Source organism: Hydrogenophaga sp. PML113 (assembly GCF_001777155.1).
Classification (GTDB): domain Bacteria; phylum Pseudomonadota; class Gammaproteobacteria; order Burkholderiales; family Burkholderiaceae_C; genus Hydrogenophaga; species Hydrogenophaga borbori.
The window spans coordinates 1-14,487 of record NZ_MIYM01000011.1; the positions used below are offsets into that span (position 1 = coordinate 1).

Here is a 14,487-nt window from a genome sequence, read left to right on the forward strand (position 1 = left end):
GATCTGGTTCGCCTACGTGCTCGCCCTCGTCTTCCTTCTCTTCCGACCCCAAGGGTTGTTCGGCGAGAAGATCATCGATCGCGTCTGAGGAGCTGACCATGTTCTATCGCGAAAACGGTCAGTTCAAGACCTCCTACCGCGCCGACCAGCAGATCTTCCCCATCGACCAGGACCGGTGGCTCGTGCTGGCCCTCATCGCACTGGCCTTCGTGGCGGTGCCGCTGCTGGCCAGCGACTACATGATGCGCGCGATCCTGATCCCCTTCCTGATCATGTCGCTGGCCGCGCTGGGCGTGAACATCCTGGTGGGCTACTGCGGCCAGATCTCGCTGGGCTCGGGCGCCTTCATGGCGGTGGGCGCCTACATGGCCTACAACTTCTTCGTGCGCATCCCTGGCATGCCGTTGGTGCCCGCCCTGCTGCTGGGCGGCCTGTGCGCCACGGTGTTCGGCGTGCTGTTCGGCCTGCCCAGCCTGCGCGTCAAGGGCCTGTACCTCGCTGTCGCCACGCTGGCCGCTCAGTTCTTCGCCGACTGGATGTTCCTGCGCGTGAAGTGGTTCGTGAACGACTCGCCCTCGGGTTCGGTGTCGGTCAACCACCTGCAGATCTTCGGCCTGCCGATCGAAAGCGCGGTGAGCAAGTACCTGTTCTGCCTGGCGGTGCTGGTCGTGCTGGCGCTGCTGGCCAAGAATCTGGTGCGCAGCGCCATCGGCCGCGAGTGGATGGCCATCCGCGACATGGACGTGGCCGCCGCGGTCATCGGCATCCGCCCGATGTACGCCAAGCTCACCGCCTTCGCCGTCTCCAGCTTCATCATTGGCGTGGCCGGTGGCCTGTGGGCCTTCGTCTACCTGGGCGCCTGGGAGCCCGCCGCCTTCGGCGTGGACCTGTCCTTCCGCCTGCTGTTCATGGTGATCATCGGCGGCCTGGGTTCCATCATGGGCGCCTTCTTCGGCGCGGCCTTCATCGTGGTGCTGCCCATCGTGCTCAACCAGGCGCTGCCCGCTCTCGGCGAACTGTTCGGCGTGAGCCTGTCCACCGCCGCCGTCTCGCACGTCGAGCTCATGGTCTTCGGTGGCCTGATCGTCTGGTTCCTGATCGTCGAGCCGCATGGACTGGCCAAGCTGTGGTCCATCGGCAAGCAGAAGCTGCGGCTGTGGCCCTTCCCCCACTGAACCCGCCCCGAAATTTCTTCCCCGTTTTTCGCCCGCGTCAACTTCATCCACAGGAGACAAACCATGAAGCTTCGCCATCTGGTCCTTGCCGTCGCCGCGCTGGCGTGCGGCGCAACTTCGCTGGTGGCCACCAGCGCCTTCGCCCAGGCCAAGGAGCAGTTCTTCCCGCTCCTGTCGTACCGCACGGGGCCCTACGCGCCCAACGGCACCCCCTGGGCCAACGGCAAGCAGGACTACCTCAAGCTCATCAACGCACGCGATGGCGGCATCAACGGCGTCAAGCTCACGTTCGAGGAATGCGAGACCGGCTACGCCACCGACCGCGGCGTGGAGTGCTATGAGCGCCTCAAGAGCCGCCCAGGCGTGACCCTGTTCGACCCGCAGGCCACCGGCATCACCTTCGCGCTGACCGAGAAAGTCCCCACCGACAAGATCCCGCTGATCACGCTGGGCTACGGCCTGTCGGTCTCGCAGGACGGCAACGCCTTCAAGTGGAACTTCCCGCTCATGGGCAGCTACTGGACGGGCGCCGACATCCTGATCCAGCACATCGGCCAGAAGGAAGGCGGCCTGGACAAGCTCAAAGGCAAGAAGATCGCCCTGGTCTACCACGACTCGCCCTTCGGCAAGGAACCCATCCCCCTGCTGCAGGAACGCCAGCGCATGCACGGCTTCGACCTGCAGCTGATCCCCGTGACCGCGCCCGGCGTGGAGCAGAAAGCCGCCTGGCTGCAGGTGCGCCAGAGCCGCCCCGACTACGTGCTGCTGTGGGGCTGGGGCGTGATGAACTCCACCGCCCTCAAGGAGGCCCAGGCCACGGGCTACCCGCGCGAGAAGATGTACGGCGTGTGGTGGGCCGGCGCCGAACCCGACGTGAAGGACGTGGGCCAGGGCGCCAAGGGCTACAACGCGCTCGCGCTCAACACCTCGGGCCAGCAGCCCAAGGTGATCCAGGACATCCTCAAGCTGGTGCACGACAAGGGCCAGGGCACCGGTCCGAAGGACGAGGTGGGCTCGGTGCTGTACACGCGCGGCGTGATCATCCAGATGCTGGGCGTGGAAGCCGTTCGCCGCGCGCAGGAGCGCTTTGGCAAGGGCAAGGTCATGACGGGCGAGCAGGTGCGCTGGGGCCTGGAGAACCTGGCGCTGGACCAGAAGAAGCTCGACGCGCTGGGCTTCGCCGGCGTCATGCGCCCGCTGTCCACCTCGTGCAACGACCACATGGGCTCGACCTGGGCGCGCGTGCACACCTGGGACGGCGCCAAGTGGAACTTCAGCTCCGACTTCATGCAGGCCGATGAGCAGATCATCAAGCCCATGGTGAAGGCGGGCGCCGACAAGTACCTGGCCGACAAGAAGATGTCGCGCCGGGCCGCCTCGGACTGCGGTTCCTGATCCCTCCTGCGCCGCGCCTCGCGCGCGGCGCCATCTGCAAGGGCGGCGCGCTGCCCTTGCACATGGACACGAAGGAATCCCCATGAGCACCGACCCATCCATCGTCCTCAACGTCAACGGCATCGAGGTCATCTACAACCACGTGATCCTGGTGCTCAAGGGCGTCTCGCTGAGCGTGCGCGAGGGCCAGATCGCGGCCATCCTGGGCGGCAACGGCGCGGGCAAGACCACCACGCTGCGCGCCGTCTCCAACCTGCTCAAAGGCGAGCGCGGCGAGGTCACCAAGGGCAGCATCGAGCTGCGCGGCGAGCGCATCGAGAACCTCTCGCCGGCCGACCTCGTGCAGCGCGGCGTGGTGCAGGTCATGGAGGGGCGCCACTGCTTCGCGCACCTCACCATCGAGGAGAACCTCATGACCGGCTCCTACACCCGCAAGGACCGCGCCGAGGTCGCGCGCAACCTGGAGAAGGTCTACACCTACTTCCCGCGCCTGAAGACGCGGCGCACCAGCCAGGCCGCCTACACCAGCGGGGGCGAGCAGCAGATGTGCGCCATCGGGCGCGCGCTCATGGCCAACCCCAGCGTGGTGCTGCTCGACGAGCCCAGCATGGGTCTGGCGCCGCAGATCGTGGAGGAGGTCTTCGAGATCGTGAAGGACCTCAACCACAAGGAGCGCGTGACCTTCCTGCTGGCCGAGCAGAACACCAACATGGCGCTGCGCTACGCCGACTACGGCTACATCATGGAGAGCGGGCGCATCGTCATGGACGGCCCCGCGCCCGAGCTGCGCAACAACGAGGACGTCAAGGAGTTCTACCTCGGCATGGGCGGTGGTGAACGCAAGAGCTTCAAGGACGTGAAGAGCTACAAGCGGAGGAAAAGGTGGCTGGCGTGATGAATCCGTTCTTCGATTCGCTGGAGACGCGCGCCCCCGCGCAACGAGAGGCCGAGCAGATGGCCGCGCTGGCGCGGCAGGTCGCGCACGCGCAGGCCCACAGCCCAGCCTTCGCCGAGATCCTGAGCGGAGTGGACGCGGCCGGCGTGAACAGCCGTGCCGCGCTGGCGAAGCTGCCGGTCACGCGCAAAAGCAGCCTGCTGGGACGCCAGCGCGCCCAGGTCGCCCGCGACCCTTTCGGCGGCTTCAGCGCCCTGGTGCGGGGACCGGCGATGACGCGCCTGTACGCGTCGCCCGGTCCGATCTACGAACCCGAGGGCGCCACGCGCGACTACTGGCGCACGGGCCGCGCCCTGTTCGCCGCGGGCTTTCGCGCGGGCGAACTGGTGCACAACGCCTTCAGCTACCACATGACACCGGGCGCCTTCATCCTGGAGTCGGGCGCGCACGCGGTGGGCTGCACCGTCTTTCCCGCCGGCACCGGCCAGACCGAACAGCAGCTGCAGGCCATGGCCGAGCTGCGGCCCGAGGGCTATACCGGCACGCCCAGCTTCCTGCGCATCCTGATCGAGAAGGCCGCCGAGACCGGCGCGGACCTCTCATCCCTGACGAAGGCGGTGGTGGGCGGAGAGGCCTGCCCGCCCAGCCTGACCGCCTGGTTCGCCGAACGCGGCGTGGCCGTGTACCAGACCTATGCCACCGCCGACCTCGGCCTGGTGGCCTATGAAACCGCCGCCCGCGAGGGCCTGGTGGTGGAGGAACAGGTGATCGTGGAGATCGTGCGTCCAGGCACGGACGATCCCGTGGCCGAAGGCGAGGTCGGTGAGCTGGTGGTCACCTCGCTCAACCCGGCCTACCCGCTGATCCGCTTCGGCACCGGCGACCTCTCGGCCATGCTGCCGGGCGCCTGCCCCACGGGCCGCACGGCGCCGCGCATCAAGGGCTGGATGGGCCGCGCCGACCAGACCACCAAGGTGCGCGGCATGTTCGTGCACCCCTCGCAGGTGGCCGACATCGCGCGCCGCTTCCCGCAGATCCGCAAGGCCCGCCTGGTGGTCAGCGGCGAGATGGCCAGCGACCAGCTCTGCCTGCGCGTGGAAGCCGAGCCGGGCGGCCAGGCTGCCGAGGCGCTGCGCGAAAGCATCGCCGCCGCCGTGCGCGATATCACCAAGCTGCGCGGCGAGGTGGAGCTGGTGGCGCCCGGCAGCCTGCCCAACGACGGCAAGGTGATCGAGGACGCCCGCAGCTACCGCTGAAGGGCGCCGGGACAGGGGTTTGTACGGGTGGGGGGCTACGTATTTCCCGCGATGGCCGCCCCCGTGGGCCCGCATAGCATGCGCGGGTCATTAACCTCCCTACAGGAGACAACCATGAAACAGCTCGTCACCCTGGCCCTGGGCACAACCCTGGCGGTGGGCGCGTTCGCCCAGGCCTTCCCCAGCAAACCCATCACCTTCGTGGTGCCCTTCGCCGCTGGCGGCCCGACCGACCTCGTGGCACGCCAGCTCGCCGAGGCCATGCGCAAGCCGCTGGGCAACAACGCCAACATCGTGGTCGAGAACACCGCCGGCGCCGGCGGCACCATCGCCGCGACCCGCGTGGCCCGCGCCCCCAAAGACGGCTACACCCTGCTCGTGTGGCACATCGGCATGGCCGCCACCGACAGCCTCTACAAGAAGAAGCAGTTCAGCGCGCTGGACGATTTCGAGTACCTGGGCGCCATCAACGACGTGCCCATGACGCTGCTGGGCTCCAACAAGCTCAATGCCAATACCTACCGCGACTTCGAGGCCTACATCCGCTCCAACGGCGGCAAGCTCAACCTGGCGCACGCCGGCCTGGGCTCGGCCTCGCACATCTGCGGCCTGATGTGGCAACACGCCGTCAAGCTGGACAAGTCCATGACCACCATTGCCTACCGCGGCACCGGCCCGGCCATGAACGACCTCATCGGCGGCCAGGTGGACGTGATGTGCGACCAGACCACCAACACCACCGCGCAGATCGAGGGCGGCCGCGTGAAGGCCTTCGCCGTGACCACGGCCAAGCCGCTGAGCAACCACCCCATCCTCAAGCACTACCCTTCGTTGCAGGAAATGGGCCTCAAGGGCTTCAACCTCACCATCTGGCACGGCATGTACGCCCCGAAAGGCACGCCGCCCGACGTGCTGAAAAAGCTCAATGACGCCCTCAAGGTCGCGCTCAAGGACCCCGAGTTCATCAAGCGCCAGGAAGAACTGGGCGCCATCGTGGTGACCGATGACCGCGTCACGCCCGAAGGCCACAAGAAGTTCGTGGCCAACGAGATCGCCAAGCTCAAGGTGGTGATCGACGCGGCCGGCCAGTACGCCGATTAATAGGGAAACACCCCCCGCGGCGCTTCGCGCCACCCCCCTGAAGGGGGCGACACCTGCGGCCCGGCAAAGCCGGTTCCGCGGTGTCTCTGGGTTTTCACCCGTGCGCGCTGCGCGGGTGTCTCTGGGCTGACACCTGCGCTCGCCGGGTAGTAGTCCTCCGGTTGACTCCCCGACGCTGACCAGTAGGCTGACGGTCACCGACCGTTCAAGCAGGAGACCACCGCATGCGCCTCAGCCGCCGATCCCTCATTGCCCTCGCCACCGCCCTAGCCCTGCCCGCCGCCACGCTCGCGCAGGGTGCATGGCCAAACAAGCCGGTGCGCATCGTCGTGCCCTTCGCGCCGGGCGGCACCACCGACATCCTGGCCCGCACCCTCGCGCCCGAGCTGAGCAAGGCCTTTGGCCAGAGCTTCGTGGTGGAGAACCGCGCGGGCGCGGGCGGCAACATCGGCGCCGAGGTGGTGGCCAAGTCGCCCGGTGACGGCTACACCCTCCTCATGGGCACCGTGGGCACGCACGGCATCAACAAGTCGCTCTACAGCAAGCTGCCCTACGACCCGCAGAAGGACTTCGTGCCCGTGACCCTGGTGGCCGGCGTGCCCAACGTGATGGTGATGGGCACCAAGCGCGCGCAGGAGCTCGGCATCCAGAGCGTGGCCGACTTCATCAAGGTCGCCAAGGCCCGCCCGGGGCGGCTGAACATGGCCTCCAGCGGCAATGGCACCTCCATCCACCTGGCCGGCGAGCTGTTCAAGTCGCGCACCGGCATCTTCATGACGCACATCCCCTACCGCGGCTCGGGCCCGGCACTGGCCGACCTGCTGGCCGGCGGCGTGGACGTGATGTTCGACAACCTGCCCTCGTCCATGGCGCACATCCAGGCCGGCAACCTCAAGGCCTTCGCCGTGACCAGCGCGGTGCGCTCGGCCGCCCTGCCCGACGTGCCCACGGTGGCCGAGGCGGGCAAGCTGCCGGGCTTCGAGGCCAGTTCCTGGTTCGGCCTGCTCGCGCCGGCCGGCACGCCGGCCGACACCGTGAACCGCCTGCAGCAGGAAACCGCCAAGGCCCTCAGCGCCCCGGCGGTGAAGGAACGCCTGCTGGCCCAGGGCGCCATCCCCAGCGGCAACACGCCGGCCGAGTTCGCGGCGCTGATCGACGCGGAAATCCGCAAGTGGGAGGCCGTGGTGAAGGCCTCGGGCGCGAAGGTGGATTGACGGCGGCGGGCGGGCTCACACCCCCCAGACCACCTCCACGCGCTCCTTCAGGGCGCGCTGCAGCATTTCGATGAAGGGCGTGCTGCGCATGCGCAGGCTCACGCTCTCGAACGTCGGCGGGACCTCGCCCTTGGCCTCGGCCTCGTCGCGCAGGCGCTTGTGCTCGGCTTCCTCGGCCAGCACCGCGGCGCGGATCGCATCGATCGCGCGCGGCATGTCGTCAGGCAGCAGCACCCCAGGGCTGTCAGGGTCCTTGCCCAGGATCTCCAGCATGCGCTTGCCGTGCGCCGGCAGCATGACGAGATCGCCGGTCTCCCGGGATTTGAAGCGGTACACACTCATGTCGTTTCTCGAACGCGGAACGCCCGACCTTACTCCCTTGGGGGCGGCCACGCCAGTGCGCTGGTGTAACACGGCTTTCACTGCCAAGGGTTTACCCGGTTGTTCGCTGATGTTTCATGTCTAAACTAATTAAACATGAAAACGTCGCTGCAACGCATCCTGTGCATCGGTGGTGGCCCGGCAGGGCTGTACTTCGCGCTGTTGATGAAGCGGCGACAGCCCTCGCTGGAGGTCACGGTCGTCGAGCGCAACCGCCCCTTCGACACCTTCGGCTGGGGCGTGGTGCTGTCCGACCAGACCCTGGGCAATCTGCGCGCGGCCGACCCCGAAACGGCGCAGGAAATCGGCGACGCCTTCAACCACTGGGACGATATCGAGGTCTTCTACAAAGGCCGCAGCGTGCGCAGCGGCGGCCACGGCTTCTGCGGCATTGGCCGCAAGCGTCTGCTCAACGTGCTGCAGGCGCGCTGCCAGCAGCTCGGCGTGAAGCTGGTGTTCGAGACCGACGTCACCGACGACCAGGCCCTGGCCGCGTTGTACCGGGCCGATCTGGTCATCGCCAGCGACGGCCTCAACAGCCGCGTGCGCACGCGCTACGCCAGCACCTTCGAGCCCGACATCGACAACCGCCAGTGCCGCTTCGTGTGGCTCGGCACCAAGAAGACCTTCGACGCCTTCACCTTTGCCTTCGTCCAGACCGAGCACGGCTGGTTCCAGGCCCACGCCTACCAGTTCGACGCCGACACCTCCACCTTCATCGTGGAGACGCCCGAACACGTGTGGAAGGCGCACGGCATCGACCAGATGAGCCAGGAAGACGGCATCGCCTTCTGCGAGAAGCTCTTCGCGCCCTACCTCGACGGCCACCGCCTCATCAGCAACGCCGGCCACCTGCGCGGCTCGGCCATCTGGATCCGCTTCCCGCGCGTGATCTGCAAAACCTGGGTGCACTGGCAGGCCATCGAGGGCAGGAACACCCCCATCGTGCTGATGGGCGACGCCGCGCACACGGCGCACTTCTCCATCGGCAGCGGCACCAAGCTCGCGCTGGAGGACGCCATCGACCTGGCCACCGAGTTCGAGCGCCACCCCGAGGCCGACGTCGCCACGGTGCTGCAGGCCTACGAGGCCCGGCGCAGCGTGGAGGTGCTCAAGATCCAGAACGCCGCGCGCAATTCCACCGAGTGGTTCGAGCACGTGGACCGCTACACCGGCATGGAGATCGAGCAGTTCGCCTATTCGTTGCTCACGCGCAGCCAGCGCATCAGCCACGAGAACCTGCGCCTGCGCGACGCCCGCTGGCTGGAAGGCTACGAGAACTGGCTCGCGAATCGCGCCGGCAGCGCGGCCGCGAAACACCCCACGCCGCCCATGCTGCTGCCGCTGAAGGTGCGCGGCCTGTCATTGAAGAACCGCATCGTCGTGTCGCCCATGGCGCAGTACAAGGCGCAGGACGGCGTGGTGGGCGACTGGCACTTCGTTCACCTGGGCGCGCGCGCCGCCGGCGGCGCGGCGCTGGTGATGGTCGAGATGACCAGCCCCACGCCCGAGGGCCGCATCACCCCCGGTTGCCCCGGGCTGTGGAACGACGCGCAGCAGCGCGCCTTCGAGCGCATCGTTCGCTTCGCCCATGAAGAGGGCGACGGCGCGAAGATCGGCCTGCAACTCGGCCACAGCGGCCCCAAGGGCTCCACGCAACTGGGCTGGGAACAGATCGACGAGCCCCTGCCCAGCGACAACTGGCCACTGCTGTCGGCCAGCGCCCTGCCCTACGGCGAGCAGAACCAGGTGCCGCGCGCCATGACCCGCGCCGACATGGACGCCATGACCGCCGCCTTCGTCGACTCGACGCGGCGCGCCGCCGCCGCCGGTTTCGACTGGCTGGAGCTGCACTGCGCGCACGGCTACCTGCTCTCGGCCTTCATCTGTCCGCTCACCAACCAGCGCACCGACGCCTATGGCGGCTCGCTGGAGAACCGCTGCCGCTACCCGCTGGAAGTCTTCCAGGCCATGCGCGCCGCCTGGCCCGCCGACAGGCCCATGAGCGTGCGCATCTCGGCGCACGACTGGGCACCCGGTGGCAACACGCCGGACGACGCGGTGGCCATCGCGCGCCTGTTCAAGGCCGCTGGCTGCGATGTGATCGACGTCTCCTCGGGACAGACCACGCGCCAGGCCAGGCCGGTGTATGGCCGCATGTACCAGACACCGTTCGCCGACCGCGTGCGCAACGAGGTCGACATCCTGACCATGGCGGTGGGCGCCATCAGCGAGGCCGACCACGCCAACAGCATCGTGGCCGCGGGCCGCGCCGACCTGTGCGCCGTGGCCCGCCCGCACCTGGCCAACCCGGCCTGGACGCTGCACGAGGCCGCCAAGCTGCAGACCCGCGCCATCGATTGGCCCGCGCCCTACCTGAGCGGGCGCGACCAGCTCTACCGGGAGATCGCGCGCCAGCAAGCCATGAAGGCGCAAGAGGAAGAGGAGGCCAGCAAATGAACGCTCTCGAAAACCTGGACCTCGAGGCGCGCGCGCACAGCGAGCACGCGCATGAGCTGCGCCTGTGGTTGCGCCTGCTCACCTGCTCGCAGCTGATCGAGAAGCGCGTGCGTGCGGGGCTTCGGGAGCACTTCGACACCACGCTGCCGCGCTTCGACCTGATGGCGCAGCTCGAACGTCACCCGGACGGACTGAAGATGAAGGAGCTGTCGCACCGGCTCATGGTCACGGGCGGCAACGTCACCGGCATCACCGACCAGCTCGTGGCCGAGGGCCTGGTCGAGCGCACCGGCGTCGAGGGCGACCGCCGCGCCTTTCGCGTGCGCCTGACCGAGCGCGGCCGTCGCGCCTTCACCCAGATGGCCGAACAGCACGAGCACTGGATCGTGGAGGCCTTCGAGGGCCTGTCGCCGCGCGACCTCGAGCAGCTCTACAAGCTGCTGGGCAAGGTCAAGCAGCACCAGCTCGAACTCAACCAGCGCCTGACGGACGCCATCGAATGAAACACCCCATCCCCGACCACAACCCCATGCGCGGCCAGTACGCGCCGGCCCCGGCCTCGCCCCGGCACTTCGCCCTGTCCATCGCGGGCGGCGTGGCCACCGTCACGCTCAACCGCCCGGACCGCAAGAACCCGCTCACCTTCGACTCCTACGCCGAGCTGCGCGACTGGTTCCACGGCCTGCAACGCGCCACCGACGTGAAGGCGGTGGTGCTCACCGGTGCGGGCGGCAACTTCTGCTCCGGCGGCGACGTGCACGAGATCATCGGCCCACTGACGAAGATGACCATGCCCGAGCTGCTGGCCTTCACGCGCATGACGGGCGCGCTGGTGAGCGCCATGCGCGCCTGCCCGCAGCCCATCGTGGCCGCCATCGACGGCGTGTGCGCCGGCGCCGGCGCCATGATGGCCCTGGCCAGCGACCTGCGCCTGGGCACGGCGCGCGCCAGCACCGCCTTCCTGTTCACGCGCGTAGGCCTGGCCGGCGCCGACATGGGCGCCTGCGCCCTGCTGCCGCGCCTGATCGGCCAGGGCCGCGCCAGCGAGCTGCTGTTCACCGGCCGCGCCATGAAGGCCGACGAAGGCCTGGCCTGGGGTTTCTTCAATGCCCTGCACGAACCCGAGGCCCTGCCCGGGGCCGCGCTCAAGCTCGCGGCCTCGCTCGCCGAGGGCCCGACCTTCGCGCACGGCATGACCAAGACCATGCTGCACCAGGAATGGGCCATGACGCTGGACCAGGCCATCGAGGCCGAGGCCCAGGCCCAGGCCATCTGCATGCAGACGCAGGACTTCCGCCGCGCCTACGAGGCCTTCGCGGCGAAGCAGCGCCCGGTCTTCGAGGGAGACTGAGCCCATGGTCGCCTTCGACCGCCCCCATGGCATGACCCCGCCGCAGGCGCAGTGGGAACTGCCCTTTTTCGGCGAGCACCACCGCGCGCTCGCCCTGGGCCTGGCCGACTGGGCCGGCGCGCAACAGGTGGACGAATCCGACGACCGCCGCGCCTGCCGCGACTGGGTGCGCCGCCTGGGTGAGTCCGGCTGGCTGCGCTACTGCGTGCCCGCCGCGCACGGCGGCGCGCTCGACAAGCTCGACTCGCGCGCGCTCGTGGTCCTGCGCGAAACCCTGGCCTTCCACTCGCCGCTGGCCGACTTCGCCTTCGCCATGCAAGGCCTGGGCAGCGGCAGCATCACGCTCGGGGGCAGCGAGGCGCAGCGCGAACAGCGCCTGCGCGCCGTGGCCAGTGGCGCGCAGATCGCCGCCTTCGCGCTCAGCGAACCCGAGGCCGGCTCCGACGTGGCCGGCATGCGGACCCGCGCCCGCCCGGTGGACGGCGGCTGGGCGCTGGATGGCAGCAAGACCTGGATCAGCAACGGCGGCCTGGCCGACTTCTACGTGGTCTTCGCCAAGACCACGCCCGACGCCGGCGCGCGCGGCATCAGCGCCTTCGTCGTGCCGGCCGACGCGCCGGGCCTGGACACCACCGAGCACATCGACGTGATGGCCCCGCACCCGCTCGCCACCCTGCGCTTCAAGGACTGCCGCGTCGGCGCCGACGCGCTGGTGGGCGCAGTGGACGGGGGCTTCAAGCTGGCCATGCAGACCCTGGATATCTTCCGCGCCTCGGTGGCCGCCGCCGCACTGGGCATGGCACGCCGCGCCTTCGCCGAGGCGGTGGCCCACGCGAAGCGGCGCGAGATGTTCGGCCAGCACCTGGCCGACTTCCAGCTCACCCAGGCGCGCCTGGGTGAGATGAGCGCGCTGATCGACGCGGGCGCGATGCTCACCTACCGCGCCGCCTGGATGCGCGACGAAAGCGCTTCGCAAGGCGCCGGCACGCCGGCCTACACCGCCGCCGCCGCGGCCGCCAAGCTCACCGCCACCGAGAACGCGCAGCGCGTGATCGACATGGCCGTGCAGATGTTCGGCGGGCGCGGGGTGCGCGTGGGCGAGGTGGTGGAACACCTCTACCGAGACATCCGCTCGCTGCGCATCTACGAGGGCGCGAGCGAGGTGCAGCTCCTGATCCTCGGCAAGAACGCCCTGCGTTGAACCACGAGACACCGATGACATCCGCCCAGACCGACCGCTTCGTGCACGACCGGCTGCCCCCACCGGGGCAATGGCCCGAGCTGCGCTTCGACACGCCCGAGCTGCAGGCCATTCCCGCGCAGGTGAACCTGGTGCAGGCCCTGTTCGACCAGGCCTTCGCCCGGGGCCACGCCGAGCGCCCCTTCCTGCGCAGCGACGCCCGCACGCTGAGCTATGCGCAGGCGCGCGAGCAGGTCAACCGCATCGCCAACCTGCTGGTGCGCGAACACGGCCTGGTGCCCGGCAACCGCGTGCTGCTGCGCGGCGGCAACTCGGTGGCCATGGCGCTGGCCTGGCTGGCCGTGGTGCAGGCCGGGCTGGTGGTGGTCGCCACCATGCCGCTGCTGCGCGCCAAGGAGCTCCAGGGCATCATTCACAAGTCACAGCCCGCGCTGCTGCTGTGCGACGCCGCGCTCACCGGCGAGCTCGAGGCTTGCGGCAGCGCGCTGCCGCTGCTGCGCTTCAACACCGACGCCGCCGACGGCCTGGAAGCGCTGGCCGCGCGCCAGCCCGCTCAGGCCACGCCCTGCCCCACCGCGGGCGAGGACATCGCGCTGCTGGCCTTCACCTCCGGTACCACGGGCGTGCCCAAGGCCGCCGTGCACACGCACCGCGACGTGCTCGCCGCCTGCGAGTGCTGGCCGCGCCACGTGCTGCGCGCCACGCCCGACGACGTGGTGGTGGGCTCACCGCCGCTGGCCTTCACCTTCGGCCTGGGCGGCCTGCTGATCTTCCCGATGTGGGCCGGCTGCTCGGTCTACTTCCCCTCGATCGCCTACACGCCCGAGGCCATGGTCAAGCTCATCGCCGACAAGGGCGCGACCATCTGCTACACCGCGCCCACCTTCTACCGGCAGATGGCGCCCTTCGCGCAGCAGCACGGCATCGGCCGGCTGCGCCTGTGCGTGAGCGCGGGCGAGGGCCTGCCCGATGCCACGCGCCAGCTGTGGAAACAGGCCAGCGGCATCGAGATGCTCGACGGCATCGGCGCCACCGAGATGTTCCACATCTTCATCTCGGCCGCGCCCGAGGCCGTGCGGCGCGGTGCCATCGGCACGGTGGTGCCGGGCTACACCGCGCGCATCGTGAACGACGCCGGCCAACCCGCGGCCGATGGCGAAATCGGCCGCCTGGCGGTGATCGGCCCCACCGGCTGCCGCTACCTCGATGAGCCGCGCCAGGCGCAGTACGTGCAAGGTGGCTGGAATTTCCCCGGCGACGCCTTCCAGCGCGACGCGGACGGCTACTACTTCTACCAGGCGCGCACCGACGACATGATCATCACGGCGGGCTACAACGTGGCCGGTCCCGAGGTCGAGTCCTCGCTGCTGGCGCACCCGGCCGTGGCCGAGTGCGGCGTCGTCGGGCGACCCGACGAGGAGCGCGGTCAGGTGATCGTGGCCTACGTGGTGCTCAAGCCCGGGCACGCGGGCGACGCGGCCATGGTCAAGGCGCTTCAGGACCACGCCAAGGCCAGCATGGCGCCCTACAAGTACCCGCGCGAGGTGGTCTTCGTCGAACGGCTGCCCCGCACCGAAACCGGCAAGCTGCAACGCTTCGCCCTTCGTCAAAACGCTTCCCCCGCCAAGGCCTGACACCATGCTGCAACACCTCCACCCCGACGGCTGGACGCCACCCAAGGGCTACGCCAACGGCATCGCCGCGCGCGGCACGCAGATCTTCGTCGGCGGCCAAATCGGCTGGAACAGCCAGCAGCGGTTCGAAAGCGACGACTTCATCGCACAGACGCGCCAGGCCCTGCAGAACGTGCACGACGTGCTGCGCAGCGGCGGCGCCGGTCCCGAACACATGGTGCGCATGACCTGGTACATCCTCGACCGCGACGAGTACAACGCCCGCCTGCGCGAGCTCGGCGAGGCCTACCGCGCGGTCATGGGCAAGCACTTCCCCGCCATGACCTGCGTGGAGGTGCGCCGGCTGGTCGAGGCGCGCGCCAAGGTGGAGATCGAGGTCACGGCCGTGCTGCCGGACCCGGTGGGCCAGGCCGGCTGAGCCAGG

At 69.2% G+C, this 14,487-nt stretch carries 13 protein-coding genes; 12 read left to right on the forward strand and 1 reads right to left on the reverse strand.

Features of this window, described 5'->3' with window-relative positions:
• Window positions 1–98: 98 nt before the first annotated feature.
• The 6 genes from BHU06_RS18420 (at window position 99) to BHU06_RS18445 (ending at window position 7,036) form a co-directional block, all read left to right on the forward strand.
• Window positions 99–1,175 carry a branched-chain amino acid ABC transporter permease gene (locus BHU06_RS18420; RefSeq protein ID WP_070400678.1) on the forward strand — a complete coding sequence of 359 codons (1,077 nt, stop codon included), beginning with the start codon at window positions 99–101 and terminating at the stop codon, window positions 1,173–1,175.
• Window positions 1,176–1,238: 63 nt separating this feature from the next.
• Window positions 1,239–2,570 carry an ABC transporter substrate-binding protein gene (locus BHU06_RS18425; RefSeq protein ID WP_070400679.1) on the forward strand — a complete coding sequence of 444 codons (1,332 nt, stop codon included), beginning with the start codon at window positions 1,239–1,241 and terminating at the stop codon, window positions 2,568–2,570.
• An 82-nt stretch (window positions 2,571–2,652) separates the two neighbouring features.
• On the forward strand, window positions 2,653–3,465 hold the full coding sequence (locus tag BHU06_RS18430; RefSeq protein WP_070400680.1) for an ABC transporter ATP-binding protein: 813 nt from the start codon (window positions 2,653–2,655) through the stop codon (window positions 3,463–3,465).
• Window positions 3,465–4,721: a phenylacetate--CoA ligase family protein gene (locus BHU06_RS18435; RefSeq protein ID WP_070400681.1), complete on the forward strand. Its 1,257-nt coding sequence runs from the start codon at window positions 3,465–3,467 to the stop codon at window positions 4,719–4,721. Before BHU06_RS18430 ends, BHU06_RS18435 begins: the two co-directional genes overlap by 1 nt.
• Window positions 4,722–4,835: 114 nt before the next feature.
• The gene (locus BHU06_RS18440) at window positions 4,836–5,822 is read left to right on the forward strand and encodes a tripartite tricarboxylate transporter substrate-binding protein (RefSeq protein ID WP_070400682.1); all 987 of its coding nucleotides are present in this window, start codon (window positions 4,836–4,838) and stop codon (window positions 5,820–5,822) included.
• Window positions 5,823–6,046: 224 nt separating this feature from the next.
• Window positions 6,047–7,036, forward strand: coding sequence for a tripartite tricarboxylate transporter substrate binding protein (locus BHU06_RS18445; protein ID WP_070400683.1), 990 nt, complete (start codon window positions 6,047–6,049; stop codon window positions 7,034–7,036).
• 15 nt (window positions 7,037–7,051) lie between these two features.
• Here the strand turns inward: BHU06_RS18445 and BHU06_RS18450 are convergent, their stop codons facing one another.
• Window positions 7,052–7,378, reverse strand: a complete 327-nt coding sequence (locus tag BHU06_RS18450; RefSeq protein WP_070400684.1) for a DUF1840 domain-containing protein — start codon at window positions 7,376–7,378, stop codon at window positions 7,052–7,054.
• 135 nt (window positions 7,379–7,513) lie between these two features.
• On the opposite strand from BHU06_RS18450, the gene BHU06_RS18455 reads away from it, so the two are divergent.
• From BHU06_RS18455 to BHU06_RS18480, 6 genes are read left to right on the forward strand one after another with little or no spacing between them, the layout of a single operon-like run.
• Window positions 7,514–9,877, forward strand: a complete 2,364-nt coding sequence (locus BHU06_RS18455; RefSeq protein ID WP_070400685.1) for a bifunctional salicylyl-CoA 5-hydroxylase/oxidoreductase — start codon at window positions 7,514–7,516, stop codon at window positions 9,875–9,877.
• 14 nt (window positions 9,878–9,891) lie between these two features.
• A complete protein-coding gene (locus BHU06_RS18460) occupies window positions 9,892–10,380 on the forward strand; it encodes a MarR family winged helix-turn-helix transcriptional regulator (protein ID WP_070400745.1) in 489 nt (162 codons plus the stop codon).
• A complete protein-coding gene (locus BHU06_RS18465; protein WP_070400686.1) occupies window positions 10,377–11,228 on the forward strand; it encodes an enoyl-CoA hydratase family protein in 852 nt (283 codons plus the stop codon). The genes BHU06_RS18460 and BHU06_RS18465 overlap by 4 nt, the downstream gene beginning before the upstream one ends.
• Window positions 11,229–11,232: 4 nt before the next feature.
• A complete protein-coding gene (locus BHU06_RS18470) occupies window positions 11,233–12,429 on the forward strand; it encodes an acyl-CoA dehydrogenase family protein (protein WP_175442881.1) in 1,197 nt (398 codons plus the stop codon).
• A gap of 14 nt (window positions 12,430–12,443) precedes the next feature.
• Window positions 12,444–14,063 (forward strand): AMP-binding protein, encoded by a 1,620-nt coding sequence (locus BHU06_RS18475; RefSeq protein ID WP_070400687.1) that lies wholly within the window; start codon window positions 12,444–12,446, stop codon window positions 14,061–14,063.
• 4 nt (window positions 14,064–14,067) lie between these two features.
• Entirely contained in the window at window positions 14,068–14,481 is a 414-nt protein-coding gene (locus BHU06_RS18480; protein WP_070400688.1) for a RidA family protein, read from the forward strand.
• Window positions 14,482–14,487: the final 6 nt, after the last annotated feature.